This is a genomic window from Foetidibacter luteolus, assembly GCF_009650435.1.
Classification (GTDB): Bacteria; Bacteroidota; Bacteroidia; order Chitinophagales; family Chitinophagaceae; genus Foetidibacter; species Foetidibacter luteolus.
Genome location: NZ_VVIP01000080.1, coordinates 56,187 through 76,947, shown reverse-complemented (window position 1 = coordinate 76,947; position 20,761 = coordinate 56,187). Strand labels below are relative to the sequence as shown.

Sequence of the window (20,761 nt, the reverse complement as noted above, 5' to 3'; positions counted from 1 at the left end):
GAATACAAAGCCCTCATCAAAGACCGCAAAAAACTGGAAGAGAAAGCCATCGCCGCCATAAGGGAGATACCCGCCTTCAAATCATTTTTCCAGAAAAACAGTTACCTGTCGCAGTTGTTCCGGTTACCGGGTTCTTCTCTCCCCTCCGTTGGAGGGGCCGGGGGAGGTCTTGCCGGCCTGCAAACCCGTGCCCAGGTGCAGCAACAACTACAACAAGTATTGGGTACCTCGCTCCCCTCTGTTGGAGGGGCCGGGGGAGGTACTGAGCAACTACTGGCCCTATTGCAGCTACTGGGCCAGTTGGCATCGGTGTTGTAGCAGTTGTCAATATTACAATGGGATTAGCTGATGTATTTGGTTGGTGGTAAATGAATGGAGAAAAAAAGTAATGGAAAAGATACAGTACTCGTTGATATATATGCTTTATAAAACCCGCTATTATAAAAGTGGAAAGGGATACATATATAGAGCAAATCAACTGATGAGTATTATTTTAACCTCATTATTAACGTTGCTTTTTTGGTGGATTACAGGAAGAGAAATTACTGGTTCCGTCTTGTTTATATCTTTTATTTGCCTGGCTTTACTAATCTTTTTCTTGCTGGAAAAAAATGTTACTAAACAAAAACTTTTGAAGCATAGAAGCACCTACTTGCAAAGAAATAAATATTTAGCACTTTTTTTTTCTTGTATGCTATTGATAATCATTCATTTTTTGTTGCTTTTTAAATTAGCCGGGAATTAATTGTAAGAATAAGGAGTAGTTAATATTATTAAGCCGTTGGTAGAGATGCCGGCGGCTTTTTTGTTTACTAAGCGTAAGATTTTTTAGCCTTAAAGTCGCGAATAAGGGCATCCGCCACCGTAAAAATCTGCTAGCGATTTTCTTCAGAAAGTTTTAGTATATCCTGCAATCTTTTCAATTTGGTTTTATCGAGTTGGACGGCTGTTTTACCTACGAGATAATCAATAGACAGTTGCAAGGTATCGGCAATCTTTATGATCACTTCAAGACTGAGGCATGGCTTAGTGTGAAGGCGTCTTGTGCGGTTATTGCTACCCCGCCAGCAAAGCCTCATAGCAATCCCACTGCCCAATGGCTGCCGGATTGAAACGGAAACCCCGCAGCCGCCGTAGCGTAGCGCAGACGGCGAGGAGTTGCAGTGAAAAGCCGGGACTGGTGTTGCAAAATGTTCCTGCCGGTGAAAGCCCCAAAAAATTACGACCAGGTTTTCCACACCCCGAGCTCTTTATAGAATGAGCTAAAATAAAAGCGTGATGCCATCCAGAGAGTTAGCCTTAGCGGCTCTTTGGATTTTGAATAAGAGGAATTCTTCGACTGCCTTCATGTTGATGGGCGGCCTGCCCGGTATGTTTTTTTGCCATCCTGGTAAACATTCCTGTTTCAATGCAGATTGGCGGCTGTTACCTGATTTTAAACAAATTATAAGCAGCAGGCAAAGCCAACTGTTATTACATTTGCCCGGTTAATCCTAAACACAGTATTCTATGAAACCTTTTAGTTTGTTGGCGCTGCTCTTTTTTGTCCTCTCAGCTTTCTTGTCCTGCCAAAAAGAAATTACGGATTGGGAAGATGTACCGTCCGGAGATTTTACCGCTACCATTGCCGGCGAGCCATGGTCGGCGGGCACGGTTTTAAAATCTGCAAGCCGTTTGGCTGGTGTTATAAATATTACGGGCCGGAGTAACGATAACAGGTGGCTTACCATTACGCTTAAAGATTCCGGCGTTCACAGGTATGCGCTTGTGAACAATGTGATGAATGCCGCCTTATTTTATGATAGTATGGCTGTGCCGGTTAAGCAGTATGTTACCATGGATGATGAAGATACCGATGAGGTGGGTGGTGAAGTGAACATAACGGAAATTGATACGGTAAAGAAAACAATCAGCGGAACGTTTGCTTTTGTAATGTACACACAATATGATAGCTCTTACATGATAGTTGAGAATGGTGTGTTTAAGAATATTTCCTACGCCACAACGGTTGCGCCAAGCCCACATACTTCCAATGCGTTTAAAGCTAAAATAGATGGCGTAGAGTGGACGCCCTACAGCATAACGGGCATAATAAGCCAGGACAAACTTATAATAAACGCTACTATGCCGGATGTAAGCAGAACGATGGGGTTTCAGCTTCCTGCTGATATACAAGCCGGCAAACACAGCCTGGGTATCGCCACCGGTTATACGGCTGTGTACCTAAGCAGTACCACAAATTACCTGGTTGATTCCGGCGAACTGAACATACTGGAACATGATAAGGCAAAGAAGAAAATAAAAGGTGAATTTAACTTTAAAGCCAGTGATATTGTGGGCACTAAAAAGGTTGACATAACGGAAGGGGCTTTTTCGATTTCTTATTAGCGTTGTATGTTATATTGTATAAGAATTGTACGAATTGAGCATCCAAATTTGGTATATAATAACGGATGCCTCCTCATCTGTGGAAGATAACATACGAAAAAGTATTACATGCGAATCTTAGTTTTTATTATTATAGTTGCGCCGTTTTGCGTTTCATGTGCACCCAGGGAAAATGTCAGCGTGTTCTCGCAATCTTTTAAAGATAGAGGCGACCTGTATGAGAACGGTTTTGTTACCATGAAAGTAAAAAGCCGAATAGATACTACTGATTACATGGAACACAAGAATGTTTTGATTAAATCCATTGCAGATACAGCATTGTATTACTTTTTTGAAGGCGATAAGATTGAAAGTGTCAGGATACATATATGGCCAAAAAAATTCCGCGTTGATTCATTAAAAGGGTATTTATTAAAAAGCGGGTTTGATACTGCCAGGGTTATTAACCCTGCGGCAACATTTGCCATTTTAGATCCGGTAAATCGTCGCCATTTTGATGCCTTTGTTCATAAAAGGTACGTTGCGTTTGATCATTATTTTTATCCACCTAAAACCCAAAATGTATCGCCGCCTCCTGTAGATTCTGTTTTTTAGGAAATAATTTTTTTGGTACAAAAATTCCGCTATATAATAATTAGTAGATATCCAGCAATGCAGTCTTGGCATTATATACTGTCACTCTGCGGATGATAATCCCAAGGCTCAAGGAAATGCACTTCATGCACAAGGAGACTTAAAGAGATCAGAACAGACTTTAGCCGAATTGTTTTGTACGAAGTTTGTATATGTTCAAGGAACAAAAGGTGCGGTAAGTTACTTAGATTTGGACAAAGTCAACTCCTTCATGGTCTTCGGATTATTTTAACCCATAGCCAGAAAATGGTAGATAGGAGCGTTTCAGCAATGGAGTCCATTCTGGAACAGAAAAAGCTACAAGAAATACTACACCTTATTTTAGTGGGAAACATTAATATTAATATTATGCTGAGGATCAAATTTGTTCTTCCAATGATGTTTCTAATATTTGTGATTATAGGTCTTTATTTATTTTATAAGAAAAATGCTATTGAGTATGAACTTATTGGGTATTTGCCCAATACCCGAGACGGGTTTTTCCCCAATGCTTATGTTTTTTTTCACTCGAATGAAGAATTAGAGCAGTTTACCAAGCTTACTACTGAATCAAAGATTATAGGAGACAAGTTTGATGATTTGGAGCTCAACTTTAATCAATACTCTTATTGTGTTTTTTTGGGAAAAGAGTTGTGAAAATGGAATATAGCCTTAAACAAACTGTGTTCGATGATCCCACTCCATACTATTCAAAACCAAAAAATACAATTCCAGTTTTTGTTGAGTATGATAAAAGTGATTTAAAAGAAAATAATGGTCTTTTTATTTATCGCATTCCCAAAAACAATAAACTGAGAGGCTTTTATGATTAGCGGATGCTAGGCCGGTGTTGCCAAAGGCTTTCGGAACAAGTCGTCACCCGCCGGGGTAATGTTGAGGGAAGTGTTATAAAGCTACCTTGTGGGAAAAGCCGGGATATATTCATTTGCCCAATGGCTGCCGGATAGAAATGGAAACCCCGCTGAAGCCTTGTGCGGATGGCTTTGCGGCGGAGTTGGAATGGATAGCCGGAACCGCTGCCGCTACAGGGAGCGGGTGGGGAAAGCCCCGGCTAATTGTCTTTATGCTGGGTAACTATCTAGTTAAGAGCCGGCAGCTCTACATAAAATGAAGAACCCTTGCCATCAACACTTTCAAACCATATTTTACCCTGGTGTTCTTCCACAATTTTTTTGGAGATGGAAAGGCCCAGGCCATATGATTCTTCGCCCATGGTACCCTGTCGTCCCGCTTCTTCGGGCAGTGAGAAGATTTTATCTTTCAGGTTTGCGGGTATGCCTATGCCGTAGTCTTTAACACAAAGCTGTACAAAACGTTCTTTCTTTTGCAGTCGTATATCAATAACCGCGTTTTCGGGGCTGAACTTAATGGCATTGTTGATAATATTGCTGATAACCCGCCAGATACGCTGTGTGTTTACCCTTGCCTCTGCCTGCTCTGACCGTAGCTGCAGGCGCTGGCTTTTTTCATCGGCTTTGGCCTGGTGTAGTTCTACACAGTTTTCCAGCAGGCGTGATAAGTCAGTTACTTCTTTCCTGGCATCTGCGGCCTGCTTTTTGTCTGTAAGCAAGTCGTTGATGAGGTTAAGCGAGTTAATGCAGGAGCCCTGGATCAACTCAAGTATTTCCCGTTTTTCGGCCGATTCCTCCTTCCTGAGCAGCGAATGCACCAGGTTGCGCATGGCGCTGGCAGGGTTCTTCAGGTCGTGGGCCACCACACGCATGATGCGGCTATTCTCGTTATGGCTGCTTTCCAGCGAGTTGAAGGCTTTTTGCAGTTCGTCGTTTTTATCGTTAAGCTGTTTAACATAGCGCCCGGTGCGCCGCAGGTTATACCATACCAACGCCACAATGGCCAGCGCCATGCATATAACTACCACCGCTATCAAAAGGTAAACCGATTTCTGCTGGTTGTCCCGCTGCAGTGTTTCGTTTAAAACTTTCTGCTCCATGCTTTCAAAAGAGCGCCGTACATCCAGTTCGGCAAACTTTTGTGTTTTAAGTATGGATGTGTCTTTAAGGGCAATAAATTTCCTTAGGTATTCAGAGGCCTGGGCGGCATCGTTTTTTGCTTTGTAATAATCCGCCTGCGCCATAAACCAGCGTAGCCTGTTTTGCTCATCGGGCAGTGTATCCAGCGATGCGCCTGTTGCCTGTAGTATATTGTTTGCCCTGGGCAGTTGCCTGGCGGTTATATACATTTGGGCAAGCCGCATTTGAGTGAATTGTGTATAACCCACATCAGACAGCCTGGTGCCTGCTATGCTTTTTATATACAACTCCTCCGCTTCTTTAAATTTTCGGTAAAAGGCAAGTATTTCTGCCTGGTTACCATAAATAACACCTTTAGCGTTGGCCGTTGATGCGGGGTTGGGCGGAAACCTGTGCTCATTCTTTTCAATGGTTTCCAATGCAGCTTTATAGCAACTATAAGCGCTGTCCAGCAGCCCTGCTTTAAAGTAGCAAATGCCGGCGTTGTCCAGCGCTCCCTGCAGGCTCATAAGCCATTGGTAGTTTTCCTGGCCGCAGTTTAGCTGAAAACGGTAGTGTTCCACAAACTCAGTTGCCGCCTGCACATATTTACCCTGCGCAAATAGCAGGTTGGCTTGTGTGCCGCTGTATTGGGCCAGGGTACACTTGTTTTTTATGTATTTGACCAGTACTTCTTTTGACATGGTGTAATACTTATACGCGTCATCAAACCTTCTTAAAGAGTAGTAGCTTAACCCTTTGTAAACAAGGGCACGGGCATACCGTTCTGCAAATGCCTCATCATCAAGGTTGTCCTTGTTCATTTCTATCATTGTATCGGCATATTGCATGGCTTTCCAGTGCTCTGTTTTTACATAGCCATAATAGTCCCGTTTAAAGCTATCCAGCGAAAAACGATCTGCCGGCCCCGGAGAATTGATTGTTTCGTAGGCGGAATCCAGCAGTACCAAAATGTGGTCTTTACTCTGGTTAGATGCCGTGTCGGCCATTCTCAGAAATGGAGCTAATATTTCGGGGTGGTTAATTTGGCTTTTGTTACCGCAGGCGTAAGGCAGTATAGCCAAAATGCATGCAGCATATAGAATTCTGGCAGTGGCTTTCATATTAACGAGTGCTGTTGTTGGTTGATGATGATTGTATTTGCCGGCACATACCAGTAATGGTGGTTATAAAAACAACACAAGGGCATTGGTACACAAGCACAATAATGGCGCTGAATGGCTGGTGCAGTTGCAAAAGAAGCATGCCGGTTTTTTAAAATGAAGGTTACCGGTGTATTATAGGTAGCTGGTGATTATGCTTTTGATTTCAGAAGGACGGATTTATGCCTGGGGCAGTAAGGGTAAAGATAGCATTGTGGCGGTTTATTGCACGGTTTACACTGCATTAGTATTTTTTTATAAGCAAGAATTAAGGTTGGTAACCGGCTGCTGCAAAAATTGGCACCGGTTTTTGCATGGCAAATAATAGTTATGATAACACACCCTGAATACGGCGATTTTTTTTTTAGGACTTAGCTATGGTGCTGCTATTGGGCTTCGTTGTGTCACTCACTTGTACGCTTTATTCTTTACTAAGCATAGTGCAGGCAGCTTACTTAATGCACAATACTATACTGGTGCAAGTATCGCAGCCAAAAACAGCTAAAGTGCGGTAACACCGCAAAACCTCATCCTGAAATTTTGCGGTGTTCTAATAAGCCTGTCATTTGTTAAACCGGAACTACCAGCCTTGTTTCCGAAATGTTGTAAGTTTTAAGGATGGGTCTGTTAAGGTACATGCCTTTCACCTTATCCACCAATTGGCGGTAAGTGCCGTTCGTTTCATACATGTCCGCATCTGTGGAAGATACCCATTCAGTAAGGGAGATGTAGTCTTCGTTTTCATCGGTAGGTTCTAACAGCCAAATGCCAATATTGCCGCGTTGTGCTTTTACCACAGGTACTATTTCTTCATTAAAAATCCTTTTCATTTCATCCTTTTTATCGGGCTGTACGCTTATGTGGGTAAGTCTGGCAAACATAAAAACCTCCTTTATTTTAGGTGAGAGAATACGGGAAGAAAAAGCCGCATACAAAAACGAAGGCCGTTGTTTACTTGATAGCCGGAGTGGTAACAGGTAGCAAAGGTACAGTTAGCCGGAGGCTGTATGCAAATGTTTTTGCAAAGGAGGCAAGAACTTAATTTTTGCCCAGTTTTAGTTGCTGTTTTCTTTGAACAATAGCGATGATTATTCTGTATTCCGGGCTGGGCTCTACCGCATTGGCTTTCTGGTAAAATTTTAAAGCATCGGCGTAATTGCCTTGCTTTTCCTTTATCCGTCCTTTAAGGCTATACCCGCGTCCATCTTTAGGTTTATCTCTGATGGAACTGTCGGCATCTATCAGCGCATTCTTATAATCACCCAACTGTAAATATACTTCCCCCCGATACCAGAAATAATTGCCGCTGAATTTCCTGTCCATTGTTTTCCGCATTTGCAGCTCTTTAAGCAATTCAGGCCTTGTTTTTTTGTGGGTTTCATGTTCCCACAGGTCTTCCATTAGTTTGTAAAAATTGCCACAGTCGCGGGTAAGGTCAAGCGCTATTTTGGGCTGCAACCACTCCATAAACTGGTCAGATTTAAATTTAGCAGAATCACCATATTTTTTGGTGGCCATATCCCTAATAAGCTCACGGTGGGTTTCCATATTTTTCAATACGCAATTCAAATATTCCTGGCTTTTCAATGTAGTAACAGCTTTTTGTTGAAGGCAATCGCAGATACCAGACTCAAAAGTTTGGAGTGATGAGTTTTGTGCTTTTGAAAGATTGGATAAGTAAATAAGCAGCAGTAATAAAATATATCTCATTTGAGTTAAGGTTGTATTGCAAAAATATCGTTTCGGAATGGAATGCCTGGCTTAAGAGCTGTTTAAAAAAGGTTGTGTTGTTGATTTGTAATTGGGTCTTCATGGCATTGAATAAGAATTAATGTCCCGCCGATTCCTAATACCCGCTTAAAAGCTGCCATAAAAACCGAACGCACAAGAGAGTGACACAAGAGGCGGTGCCACAGCGATATGTCGCCGACCGCCAAAAAATTTCCTGGTAAAAAGCTTTCAAAGCTTTTTACTACGCCCTCAAGCGTTCCTTTTTATATTCTCCGGGGGTTTTTTGTGTGATGGCTTTAAACACTTTATTGAAGTAAGCCACGTTGTTAAACCCGCAGTCGAAGCTTATTTCGGCAATGGATTTTTCCTGCTGCAGCAGGGTGCAGGCCCGCTGTATGCGGTACTGGTTAATAAAATCTGTAAACGTACAGCTCATTACCTTTTTAAAGTAGCTGCAAAAAGCCGGTACGGATAGGTTGGCAAGGGAGGCCACTTTTTTAATGTCAATTTCGTCGCAAAAATGCTCCTCCACATAGGTGAAAATCTTTTGCAGGCGGGCATTGTTTTTTTGCACCTGCTGGGATATATCCGTGGCAGGGTTCAGTAATTCGTAGTCGGCAGAAGTAGCCATCAACTGCAGAATTGTGATAAGCCCCATAAAACGGTCGAAAGAAGAAAGCCTGAGCAGCTTTACCAGTTGGCGGGTAATTTTTTCTTTGGCGCCACCGGTAAAATACAAACCATGGCCGGCTTTGGCCAGCAGGGTTTTAATAGCATTCATTTCAGGCCGGGCGGCTACCATTTCCTTAAGTATTTCTTCTTTTACCTGTACTACAATTTCTTCATGAAACCCATGTGCGTTAAGGCCAAAACCGGCGTGGGGCAGGTTAGGCCCCATAAACACAAGGTCCCCATTATTGTAGCTGCTAAAGTGGTTGCCTACGTGGCGTGTGCCATTGCCGTTAAGCACACACACAATTTCGTATTCGGGGTGGTAATGGTATTGCCAGGCATAATCTTCTGCCCGGGTTTTGGTGTGCAGCAAGCGGAAAGAACTGCCTTCATCAGGCTGAACTATCTCATATTCAATCTTCATTCTTATTAATCGTTAGTAATCCAAATCTAACAGAATTATATTAATACAGCATAAGTATTTGCGAATACAGTTGAATTTTATTGTTTGTAAAACCTTGAAATTCGTTGTAGCTAAGCAAACCAAAATTATAACAGCCATATACCAGTGATTGCATATGCCGGTATCAAGGATTAAGCTCTCTATTTTTATTAACTATTTCCTGTTTGCCGTACTGCTTAACAGTGTAGGCACGGTAATACTGCAGGTACAGCGGTATTTTAAGGTGGCGGAATCTTCTGCCGCCGTACTGGAGGCTTGTAAAGATATCAGCATAGCTGCAGCATCTTTCCTGGTAGCGTCCTTTATTGTTCGCATAGGGTATAAAAAATCTATGCTGGCGGCTTTGGCTTTTATGAGCATTGCCTGCTTTTGCATGCCCTTTCTTAAAACCTTTTTAGCGGTAAAACTATTGTTTGTAGTTACCGGTGTATGTTTCGGGCTAATAAAAGTATCTGTATTTGGCACTATCGGGCTTATTGCGAAAGATGAAAAGAGCCATATCAGCATCATGAACTTCATAGAGTCGTTTTTCATGATAGGCATACTGTCCGGCAACTTTATTTTCAGCGGGTATATAGATGACAGCAATGCAGCGTCTGACAACTGGTTTAACGTGTACTATGTGCTGGGCATGTTGTCAGCATCGGCTTTTTTGCTGCTGCTAACTGCCCCGCTGGATGAATCTGCAGCCCGCCAGCACACAAAATCTGATAATATAGGCAAGGATTTCGCGAATATGTTTTTGCTTTTTCTGCTTCCGGTGGTGCTTTCATTTATCGTGTGTGCCTTTGTATATGTGTTGCTGGAGCAAAGCATTATGAGCTGGCTGCCCACCTTTAATAATAAGGTATTAGGCATTCCGGCCTCTATGAGTATACAAATGGCCAGCATATTAGCGGCTTCTACCGCGGCGGGCAGGTTTGTGGCGGCGGTGCTTATTAAAAAAATAAGCTGGTTTACCCTGCTGTGTGGGTGCCTGGTTGGCGCCGCAGGGCTTGTGTTAATTGCTTTGCCACTGGCCTCTGGCGCCGGTATTAAAATAATCAATGGCTGGGCGGATGTGCCGGTAGCTGCGTATGTTTTCCCTTTAATCGGCTTTTTTCTTGCCCCGGTGTACCCAGCCATTAATTCTATCATACTGTCCTCGTTGCCTAAAACAAAGCATGGCATGATGAGCGGGCTTATCGTGGTGTTTTCGGCACTGGGGGGCACGCTCGGGTCGCTGGTTACCGGAAGTATTTTCCAGGAATATGGAGGCCAGGTTGCGTTCTATTTTTCGCTGGTGCCATTGGCCATATTGCTGGCTGCGCTGGCGGTTTTCCGTGCTCAGAAAAACCGGGTAGTGCTTAGTGAAATTGTGGATGCCGGTATGGCCCCGGTAAAAGAAATGGCGAACATGCATTAAACATGAGAGACCCCCAACTGCTGTATATAGAAGATTTAGAGGAGTTGTTTGTAGATGTACAGACCTCCCGGTTATTGGCCGATCAAAAAACATTTGTTGATGCGGAGCCAAAAGGTTCTTTGAAAGACATTTTGCATTGCTATCGCCGGGAAAGGCAGCAAAAAGATTTTCAACTGGCGGCGTTCTTAAAGCAGCATTTCAGTTTGCCGGCAGGGGCAGAGGCGCTGGATAAGCAGTTCTGCAATATTGATGAGTATATTACTTATCTGTGGGATGCGCTTACCCGCTACCCTTGCGCCAGTACCGGTACCCTGGTGCCGTTGCCGGAAAAGTTTGTCGTGCCCGGTGGCCGCTTTAGGGAGATTTTCTATTGGGACAGCTACTTTACCATGCTGGGCCTGCAGGCCGCGGGCCGTGTGGATTTAATGGAAAGCATGGTAAACAACTTTGCTTACTTAATTAACAGGCTGGGTTTTATACCCAACGCCAACCGCACGTACCTCTTATCCCGTTCCCAGCCGCCATTTTTTTCTATGATGGTAGAACTGCTGGCTGAAGAAAAGGGAGAAGCTGTATGGGTAAAATACCTGCCCCAACTGCAAAAGGAGTATGCGTTTTGGATGAAGGGGTCGGAAGAGCTGTCGAAAGAAAACCGCTGCGTACGCCGTGTGGTGCGTATGCGTGGGGGCGAAGTGCTGAACAGGTATTGGGATGAACTGGATACCCCCCGCCCCGAAGGCTATGTGGAAGACCTGGAAACAGCCAGCCTGGCCGGCAGTACGCACAATGGCCTATTCCGCCATTTGCGGGCCGGGGCCGAAAGCGGGTGGGATTACAGCAGCCGCTGGCTGGCAGATGGGCATAACCTTCACAGCATACGCACTACCGATTTGGTGGCGCTGGACCTTAACTGTTTACTGCTGCACCTGGAAAAATCTTTGCAAAAAGCCAGCAGGCTGGCAAACGACGAAGTGAGTGAGTTGCATTTTACAACCCTCGCCTTCATTAGAGAGAATGCCATTCAAAAATATTTGTGGAGTGAGGAATTGCAGGCATATACCGATTATGATTTCCTGGGTAATAAGCCTGTCCGGGCTGCAACGGTTATTATGGTTTATACATTGGTTTCAAAGTTGGCCAGCCACCAGCAGGCAAGCAAGATGGCTGGTTTATTGCAAAACAGGTTCCTGCAGCCCGGCGGCTTATTAACCACCCTTGTGCAATGCGGCCAGCAGTGGGATGCGCCCAATGGCTGGGCGCCCCTGCACTGGATGGCTTACCGGGGGCTTAGGAACTACGGCTTTGAACAATTAGCAACAGAAGTTAAGCAGCGATGGATGGCCACGGTTGAAAATGGCTTTAAACAAACCGGCCGGTTAATGGAAAAGTATAACGTAGTAAACGGCGCCATAGCCGGGGGCGGCGAGTATCCAAACCAGTACGGGTTCGGGTGGACGAACGGGGTGTACCTTAAAATGAAAAGTTCATTGTAGAAGTATTGACGGGCTGCGTTTGTCGGGAAACAGTGGTATGTCAGGCTAAGCCTGTCGACGCTGGTCAATTGTGGCAATGTCAGGCTGAGCTTGTCGAAGCCTACAGAAGCCATGGGCGTGTCCCCAAGCTATCGCAAGGGGCCGGGCTTTCCGCTCATACTCCGCCACAAAGCCTTTGCAAAGGGCCATCAGCGGGGTATCCGCTGCAATCCCTCACGCGGTAAGTGCACATCCCTTAAAAGATGTTACGGAAACCGCAATGCGCAAATTAACGTTGAATATTAACAGAATCGGGAATGTAAAGAGCTGTAAGAAATAAGTGCTGAACCCCCTAAAAACCTCTTAAACAAATATTTACAAAGGCATGCAACTTTTAATTTCAATTATATGTCTGTAGATGAAACCAAAAAAAAGTTTAACAATTCGTGTACAAGTTACACAAACTTGCCTACTTTTAACTTCTATAAACTGCGAATGATTATGCTTGTCAAACCTCTACTGAAAGCTTTTATGCTTTTATGCCTGCTATTTACAACGCAGGCTGTGTTAGCCCAGACAAAGACAGTTACCGGAAAAGTTACAGATGACAAAGGCGGCGCTGTTGCAGGCGCTTCTGTAGTTGTTAAAGGAACTTCTTCCGGCACGTCTACAGATGCCTCGGGAGCATTCAGGCTGAATGTTCCCTCATCAGCAACCACGCTGGTGATTAGTTATGTTGGTTTCACCACCCAGGAAGTAGCAATCCCCTCATCCAACGATGTATCTGTATCGTTGGCGCCGGAAAGCGCTGCACTAACTGATGTGGTGGTAATCGGTTATGGTAACGTACGGAAAAAAGATGTAACGGGTTCGGTAGTTTCTGTTGGAGCCAAAGACTTCAATCAGGGTACTACCACTTCTCCGCAACAATTAATCCAGGGTAAAGTTGCCGGTCTTGAAGTTACCAATGCGAGTGGACAGCCGGGCGCTGCTACCACTATCCGCATACGTGGTAACTCTACTGTAAGATCGGGTAACAATCCTTTGTATGTTGTTGATGGAATTCCTTTAGATGGTCGTATTGCGCGGCCGGGAGTGAATGTATCCGGATTGGGTGTAAGCCCGGCAACAGATCCGTTGTACATGTTTAACAGCAACGATATCAATAACATTTCTATTTTAAAGGATGCTTCTGCAACAGCAATCTATGGTTCAAGGGCTGCTAACGGTGTTGTGCTGATTGAAACAAAAAAAGCTGCTTCGGGCGAACCCAAACTTGATATTAGTACAAGCTGGGGCTTAAGTTCAATTATGAAGCGGTATGAAGTGCTTGATGGTAATGAATACAGGGCTGCATTGAAAGCCAAGAACGTTACTTCCGGAGATTATGGTGGTAACGTGGATGCTTTGGATGCAATACTTAGGAATGCATTAACGCAGAACTACAACGTGGCAATGAGCGGCGGAAACGAAAATGGAAAATACCGGGCTTCATTAGGCTATTTTGACCAGGATGGTATTGTAAAGACTTCCAATTTAAAACGATATACTGCTAATTTAAACGGGCAGTTCAAGTTTCTTCCAAGCAAAAAGCTATCATTAAACTTTAATGTTTTGGTTTCTCAAAACAGGGAAACTATACCGGCTATTTCTAATAATGCAGGTGCGAGTGGTAACTTAATCAGCGCTGCACTGCAATGGAACCCAACGCTGTCTTTAAGAAGGGCAAATGGAACACTTTGGTCTCAGGATAACCCCACAGGTGCAACAAATCCGAGCCCGGTTACTCTTCTTGAATATTATAAAGACAGGGTGAATGTTTCCAGTGTGCTGGCCTACGCACAGGTTGGATATAAATTTACTGATTGGCTGGAGTTTAAATCCCAATACAGTGTAAACCATCAGAATGGCGAACGCAAAGCTATGGCCAGTGATTCACTAAATTTCCCGGAGATAATTGGGAAAGGCATTGCTTATGTAAACAATGCGGTTTTAAGTACACAGGTAATTACCAATACTCTAAACTTTGATAAAGACCTGAGCAGCTCAATACGATTGAATGCCATTCTTGGTTATGAATATCAAAGCTTTACCTGGAGGGGTAGCAGTATTACCGGTTTAGGTTTTTCCACCTCACCATTAGTTGATTACACAGATATCCTGCAAAACGTTACTTCTGGTAATATTACCGTAGGCAGCTACAATGACCCCAAAGCATATTTGCAATCTTATTTTGGAAGGGCGATCGTAAGCTTCCAGGACAGATATGTATTAACAGCCACCTTGCGTGCAGATGGTTCAAGCAAATTTGGTTCTAACAATAAATACGGCACTTTTCCTTCATTTGCCCTTGCGTGGAATATTAATAATGAATCGTTTCTTAAAGACAACGGAGTATTTGATGAGCTAAAACTAAGAGGTAGCTGGGGTATAACCGGTAACCAGGAATTCCCGGCTGGTGCTGCAGTTACGCAATATTCCTACGGTCAGGGATCCATTGCGCAGGCAAACGTTGCTAACCCAGACTTGAAATGGGAAGAAACAAAGCAGTGGAATGTGGGCCTTGACTTTGTTGTTGGCAAAGGCAAGCTGAGGGGTACGCTAGATTATTTCAATAAAAGAACAAGCAATCTGCTGTTTAACTTTGATGCAATACAACCGGCACCAGCTACAAAATACTGGACAAACCTTCCGGGCCGCATTCTGAACAACGGCTTCGAAATTGCATTATCAAGCGACCTTGTGCGAAATAAGAATACCACATGGACTGTAAGCATCAACGGCGCATTCCTCAAAAATGTTGTAAAAGATTATAATGGCCCTACTGTATTAACAGGTGCGGTTAGCGGCCAGGGAGTATCAGGCGCTTTTGTTCAGAAGCTTGCCTCCGACCAGCCTTTAAATGCTTTCTACACCAGGAAGTTTACAGGGTTTGACAAGGATGGTTTCAGTACTTATGAAGATGGCGGCAACACGCTTTATTTTGTAGGAAATCCTAATCCTAAATTTTTGGGAGGCTTTAGCACAACAGTAGATTACAAAAAGTTTTCTTTCGGGCTTAACATAAACAGCGCCATGGGACATGTTATTTACAATAACACCCTTAACTCTGTACTTAACATAAGTAATCTTGGCACACGTAACATTGCGAAATCTTTAGTTAACACTGACGAAAGCCTGGCAAACGCATTAGCTCCTTCCAGCAGGTTTCTTGAGAAAGGTGATTACCTGAAAATTTCGAACCTGACTGTGCGCTACAGGCTTGGTAATGTTGGAAATGTAATTAAGAATCTGAACATATCTCTTACAGGACAGAACTTACTGTACATAACAGGCTTTACAGGCTTTAGCCCGGAAGTAAATACTGATAAGTCAAGCGATGGTGTTCTTTCCTATGGAATGGAGTATATTCCTTATCCTACAGCCAGAACTTTTATGCTTGGTTTGAATTTTTCACTTTAACCTGTAAAAAATTAATAATATGACTCTTAATAAAAAATTGGTAGGTGCCTGTTTGCTATCGGTAGGGTTATTTTCCGCATGTACTCTGAAGGAAAAATTGAACTCCACATTAACCGGCGACCAGGCCCAGGATGTTTTGAACCAAAGTACTGATGTGTCAGTATTGCTTCAAGCCGCTTATACTGATTTGAACGTATTTCAAAATCAGGATGGCCCCTTTTCATTGGAAGAGAATTCTTCAGACGAATGTTTGGTACCTACACGCGGCAGTGACTGGGATGATAATGGAGCGTGGCGTGTGATACATAGCCATAACTGGAATGCAGATCATAATCAGATTACAGCTAACTTCAACAGCCTGCTCAAAGCTGTTTTTGATGCAACAAACGTACTGGCATTTAATCCGAGTGCAGCACAGGCTGCTGAAGCGAAGTTTATCAGAGCCTTTGCCATGTATACGGTGCTGGATTTGTATGGCCAGGTACCTTATCGTGAGGTAGGAGAGAACCTGTTGAACGCACCGAAGGTATTCAAGGGCGAAGAAGCGGCAGATTTTATAATTGCCGAATTAGAATCAGTGTTAAGCGCATTGCCTGACGGATCCCCTGCTACAGCAGGAAAAGCAAATAAGAATGCTGCAAGGGTGCTTTTAATGAAACTGTATTTAAATAAGTCCTCTTATGGCGATGCAAGGCAGAACCCTACTTTTGATGATGCCGATATGCAAAAAGTAATCAGTTTGGCAGATGCAGTAACAGGGTATTCTCTTGCTGCTAACTTTTTTGATAATTATGGCCCAGACAATACAACAAAAACAACAGAAAATATCTTTGTTTTGAAGAATGATGTTGGAGTAGGCAACGGAAATAACGTTCGTTCACGCTGGTTTATGACATTGCATTATAGCCAACCACCGGGCGGATGGAATGGGTTTTCTACACTGGTTGATGTGTATAACAAATTTGAGGCTACGGACAAAAGACGTAAAGACAGCATTATTGGCTCTTCAAACATTCATGGTGTGACTACAGGGTTTTTGCGTGGACAACAGTATGACGAAAAAGGTACTGCCCTAAAGGACAGGAAAGGGAATCCACTTGTTTTCCTGGATGATGTAAAGTTGCAGGAAACAGATCCTAATACACTGGAAAGAACAGGTATAAGGGTTATTAAATATCCCATTCACTATAATGCAAGTGGCGCCGGTATAGATAATGCAGGTAATGACTATGTTATATTCAGGTATGCGGATGTACTGTTAATGAAGGCAGAGGCTTTATTGCGTAAAGCATCTCCTGATGCAGCTTCTGCTACTTCTTTAGTAAACCAGGTTAGAACCATACGTGATGCCAGCGCTTTAGCTACTGTTACATTGCCAGTATTGCTTGATGAAAGGCAGAGAGAATTTTACTGGGATGGCTGGAGAAGGCAGGATTTGGTTCGTTTTGGAGTTTATTTACAGCCATGGGCTTTAAAGCCAACAGATGATCCTAAGTACCTATGGTTCCCGATTCCAAACTCTGCGTTGGCGGTAAACCCCAACCTGACTCAGAATCCGGGCTACTGATAATAACCGTTTTAAACAACAAAAAGGCCGAGTAAAATCCGGCCTTTTTGTTTGTAATCATAGGGCAAGTATTTTTTACGATAATGTGGTAAATAGGCGAATAGAAAAAAAGGCGTACAAGAGTGCGACGCAACGGCAGTTTCGCATAGGGTCATCTGCTGGGTACCAAAAGTTCCTGGGCTTAAAAAATCTCAATCAACCTATTTGTAAATTGTTGTATGGATACAAAATGTATTAACGGCTCATATGAATTTATTTAACCACTGCTCCTTAATATTGCGTGAAGAAAAGATTGATCATCTCTCAAAAGATTTTTGCCATTATCAAAATATGCGGATAAAAAAATTATTCCCTGGTTTGTTATTAATTGCTTTAGCCTTATCGTGCAATACGAAACAGAAAACTGTATTTGAAAAACTTGATGATACAGGGATAGTTTTTGCTAATAACATTGTTGAATCAAAGGATATAAATGTTTTTAATGACCGTAATTTTTACAATGGTGCAGGTGTTGGGATAGGGGATATTAATAATGATGGGCTTGCCGATGTTTTTTTTACCGCCAACACAGGAAGCAACAAGCTGTTTTTGAATAAAGGTGATTTAAAATTTGAAGACATATCTGTAAAAGCTGGTTTTAAAGATAAAAAGGAATGGAGCACCGGTGTTGTGATGGTGGATATAAATAATGATGGCTGGCTGGATATTTATGTGTGCAACTCAGGAAATTTGAACAATGCTGCTTTAAGGAAGAACCAACTTTATATAAACAACCATAATCTTGGGTTTAGTGAGGAGGCTGAAAAGTATGGTCTTGCGGATTCAGGTTACAGCACGCATGCCACTTTTTTTGATTATGACCTGGATGGAGACCTTGATTGTTTTCTGATAAATAATACACCAATACCTGTTAATACGCTTAATTATGCCAATATGCGCAGCTTACCGGCAGAGCAATGGCCAGTGCCACAGTTTTTGAAGGGAGGCGGAGATCACTTGTTCAGGAACGATGATGGGAAATTTAACGAAATAACGCTACAGGCGGGTATTCATGGAACATTGATTAGTTTGGGACTTGGCGCTACAGTGGCAGATGTTAATGGCGATGCCTATCCTGACATCTATGTCTCTAACGATTTTTTCGAACGGGATTATCTGTACATTAACCAAGGTGATGGAACATTTAAAGATGAGCTGGAAAGCTGGGTGCAGCATACAAGTCTTTCCTCGATGGGGGCGGATATTGGCGATGTTAATAATGATGGCTACCCTGATATTTTTACTACGGACATGCTGCCAGATGATGATTACAGATTAAAAACCACTTCAACTTTCGATAATTATGATGTAAACAATTTAAAGGAAAAATCTGGCTTTTATCACCAGTATATGCAAAACACCCTCCAGTTAAATACTCGATATAACAAATTCATGGAAGTAGCGCATTATAGCGGCGTTGTAGCGTCTGACTGGAGTTGGGGAGGGTTAATGTTTGATGGAGATAATGACGGGCTTAATGATATTTTTGTTTGTAATGGAATTTACCATGATGTTACAGACCTGGACTTTATGGATTTTTTCGCGAACAATGTTATTCAGCGTATGGCATTTACCGGGAAGAAGGATGAGGTTGACTCAATTGTGAAAAGGATGCCGAGTACACCTGTATTAAACAAGTTTTTCAGAAATACAGGAAAGCTGAAATTTGACGATGCGGGCATTGAAATGGGATTAATCCAGCCTTCATTCAGTAGCGGCGCCGCATATGGAGACCTTGATAATGATGGGGACCTTGACTTAATAACTAATAATGTAAACGAGCCGGCATTTATCTACAAAAATAACAGCAGGGAGATAAATAGCAACCATTACATTAGTTTACATTTAAAAGGCAAGGATAAAAATACCTATGCAATCGGCAGTAAGATTATGTTGTATGCAAAGGATAACATAATCAACAGGGAGATTGTGCCGGCGCGGGGTTTTGAATCGTCTATGGATTATCAGTCTGTAATAGGCTTGGGCAGCTTGACTGGAATAGATTCAATGGTAATTATTTGGCCAGATAGAAATAGAACCGTATATCTTAAACCGCAGACCGATACACTACACGTTATAAGCCAGGGGGCGAATGGCGCCGCCATTCTTCCAAAGAACAATTATGTTTCAGGTAATGCTATGCTGGAAGAAATTGCTTCTCCTTTTGGCAAGCATGAGGAGGATGAATATGTTGATTTTTACTATGAGCGTAATTTGCCAAAATTGCTTTCTCGTGAAGGCCCTCATGCTGCGGTGGGTGATGTAAACGGAGATAGCCTTGATGACATTTACATTGGCGGGGCTGCAGGGTTTGGAGGGGTGCTGTACCTACAAACTGCACAAGGGGAATTTTTGAAAAATAGCCAGTCGGTTTTTGACAGGTTTGCTTCTTTTGAAGATGTAGCTCTTTTGTTTTTTGATGCGGATAAAGACGGGGATAAGGATCTTTTAATTGGATCTGGCGGTAACAATGTAGCTATCGGCAGCATGCAATTGCAACACAGGTTATATAAAAATGATGGTAAGGGAAATTTTGACCTGGATACGAAAGCTTTTCCGCAAAATAATGACAATGTCGCCGTAATAAAGGCTTGGGACTTTGATAACGATGGCGACCTTGATTTATTTGTGGGTGCAAGAAATGTTCCCCAGCAGTATGGTATTAATCCTAAAAGCCATATATATATAAACGACGGCTTTGGCCACTTTAGTGATATGCCGTCTAAACTTTTGGATGGTATAGATTATGTAGGTATGGTTAGAGATGCAGAATGGGCTGATATAACCGGCGATGGGCAGTTGGATTTATTGGTGGTTGGAGACTGGATGCCCCCTAAGATTTATACTTATAAAAACGGGCAGTTTAAGCAGGTGGCGTCTACACTTAGTAATATGTTTGGCTGGTGGAGTGTGTTAAAAACTGCAGATTTTGATGGCGACGGAGACCTGGATTTGGTGCTTGGAAATATTGGTGAAAATTTTTACTTGCATGCAGGTGAGACCACACCTGTTAAACTATGGATTAATGATTTTGATAATAATGGCACCAAAGATCTTGTGTTGACTCAAACACTAAAGGGAAAAGATGTATCGGTGTTTTTAAAACGGGAACTTACCGAACAGTTACCGTCTTTGAAAAAAGAAAACCTGAGAAATGCGGAATTCGCCAAAAAAGCAATTGGGGACTTGTTTCCAAAAGAGCATGTGGATAAAAGCATAGTGAAAAAATGGAATTATTCAAGCTCATGTATTGCTATTAATAATGGAAAGGGAGAATTTACTGTAAAGAGACTGCCCGATATGGCCCAGCTTTCTTCAATTAACGCTGTTGTTTGTAAAGATTTAAATGAGGATGGCTTCGTTGATATAATCCTTGCAGGTAACGATTTTGGGTTCTTACCACAGTTTTGCAGGGTTGATGCGGGATATGGCCAGGTTTTTTTGAATGATGGAAAAGGTAATTTTTATTACCAGGATTTTGCAAAGTCCGGTCTTCAAATTAGCGGGGAAGTAAGGGATATAGCCGAAATAAAAACGAAGAACAAAAATTACCTGCTGTTTCTCCGCAACAATGATTATCCGGTTTTTTTCCAGTTGAGTTCTTTTGTACAAAAAACAAATAAATAATTTGCAGTTATGAGCGGTATTGTTTCAATCGTAGCTGCTGTTTCCGGATGCAACATGAGGCATGTTAAAAGCCAAAGGATATGTATAACTTATTTGCTCCTTGGATGGCTCCTGGTTGGATGCAAATCTGATGTGCAGGGGCCTCCATTGTTTCAGGTAGTAAATAGTG

General features: G+C 42.7%; 13 protein-coding genes and 1 pseudogene. 9 read left to right on the top strand and 5 right to left on the bottom strand.

Annotated elements, in window-relative coordinates; all coding sequences use genetic code 11:
- Positions 1–318 (top strand): annotated as a pseudogene (locus F0364_RS29080) (hypothetical protein); the annotation flags it as partial.
- A gap of 557 nt (positions 319–875) precedes the next feature.
- Here the strand turns inward: F0364_RS29080 and F0364_RS25285 are convergent.
- Entirely contained in the window at positions 876–1,238 is a 363-nt protein-coding gene (locus F0364_RS25285; RefSeq protein WP_153800607.1) for a hypothetical protein, read from the bottom strand.
- 271 nt (positions 1,239–1,509) lie between these two features.
- Between F0364_RS25285 and F0364_RS25280 the strand changes: the two genes are divergently transcribed.
- From F0364_RS25280 to F0364_RS25270, 3 genes are all read left to right on the top strand, one after another.
- Positions 1,510–2,388, top strand: coding sequence for a DUF6252 domain-containing protein (locus F0364_RS25280; protein WP_153800606.1), 879 nt, complete (start codon positions 1,510–1,512; stop codon positions 2,386–2,388).
- Between the two features lie 108 nt (positions 2,389–2,496).
- Entirely contained in the window at positions 2,497–2,982 is a 486-nt protein-coding gene (locus tag F0364_RS25275; protein WP_153800605.1) for a hypothetical protein, read from the top strand.
- Between the two features lie 285 nt (positions 2,983–3,267).
- Positions 3,268–3,657, top strand: a complete 390-nt coding sequence (locus tag F0364_RS25270; RefSeq protein WP_153800604.1) for a hypothetical protein — start codon at positions 3,268–3,270, stop codon at positions 3,655–3,657.
- A 442-nt stretch (positions 3,658–4,099) separates the two neighbouring features.
- Here the strand turns inward: F0364_RS25270 and F0364_RS25265 are convergent, their stop codons facing one another.
- From F0364_RS25265 to F0364_RS25250, 4 genes are all read right to left on the bottom strand, one after another.
- Positions 4,100–6,115, bottom strand: a complete 2,016-nt coding sequence (locus F0364_RS25265; RefSeq protein ID WP_153800603.1) for an ATP-binding protein — start codon at positions 6,113–6,115, stop codon at positions 4,100–4,102.
- Between the two features lie 608 nt (positions 6,116–6,723).
- Positions 6,724–7,035, bottom strand: coding sequence for an antibiotic biosynthesis monooxygenase family protein (locus F0364_RS25260; protein ID WP_153800602.1), 312 nt, complete (start codon positions 7,033–7,035; stop codon positions 6,724–6,726).
- Positions 7,036–7,192: 157 nt separating this feature from the next.
- On the bottom strand, positions 7,193–7,864 hold the full coding sequence (locus tag F0364_RS25255; protein ID WP_153800601.1) for a tetratricopeptide repeat protein: 672 nt from the start codon (positions 7,862–7,864) through the stop codon (positions 7,193–7,195).
- A gap of 262 nt (positions 7,865–8,126) precedes the next feature.
- On the bottom strand, positions 8,127–8,981 hold the full coding sequence (locus F0364_RS25250; protein WP_153800600.1) for an AraC family transcriptional regulator: 855 nt from the start codon (positions 8,979–8,981) through the stop codon (positions 8,127–8,129).
- Positions 8,982–9,135: 154 nt separating this feature from the next.
- Here F0364_RS25250 and F0364_RS25245 point away from each other — a divergent pair, with 154 nt between their 5' ends.
- The 5 genes from F0364_RS25245 to F0364_RS25225 all read left to right on the top strand — a co-directional run bounded on the left by F0364_RS25245 (position 9,136) and on the right by F0364_RS25225 (position 20,592).
- Positions 9,136–10,425 carry an MFS transporter gene (locus tag F0364_RS25245; protein WP_153800599.1) on the top strand — a complete coding sequence of 430 codons (1,290 nt, stop codon included), beginning with the start codon at positions 9,136–9,138 and terminating at the stop codon, positions 10,423–10,425.
- A 2-nt stretch (positions 10,426–10,427) separates the two neighbouring features.
- Positions 10,428–11,918, top strand: coding sequence for an alpha,alpha-trehalase TreF (treF, locus tag F0364_RS25240; RefSeq protein WP_153800598.1), 1,491 nt, complete (start codon positions 10,428–10,430; stop codon positions 11,916–11,918).
- Positions 11,919–12,398: 480 nt separating this feature from the next.
- On the top strand, positions 12,399–15,359 hold the full coding sequence (locus F0364_RS25235) for a SusC/RagA family TonB-linked outer membrane protein (RefSeq protein WP_207632877.1): 2,961 nt from the start codon (positions 12,399–12,401) through the stop codon (positions 15,357–15,359).
- Positions 15,360–15,378: 19 nt separating this feature from the next.
- Entirely contained in the window at positions 15,379–16,926 is a 1,548-nt protein-coding gene (locus F0364_RS25230; protein WP_153800597.1) for a RagB/SusD family nutrient uptake outer membrane protein, read from the top strand.
- A 246-nt stretch (positions 16,927–17,172) separates the two neighbouring features.
- Positions 17,173–20,592, top strand: a complete 3,420-nt coding sequence (locus F0364_RS25225; protein WP_235921266.1) for a VCBS repeat-containing protein — start codon at positions 17,173–17,175, stop codon at positions 20,590–20,592.
- The last annotated feature ends 169 nt before the right edge of the window (positions 20,593–20,761 follow it).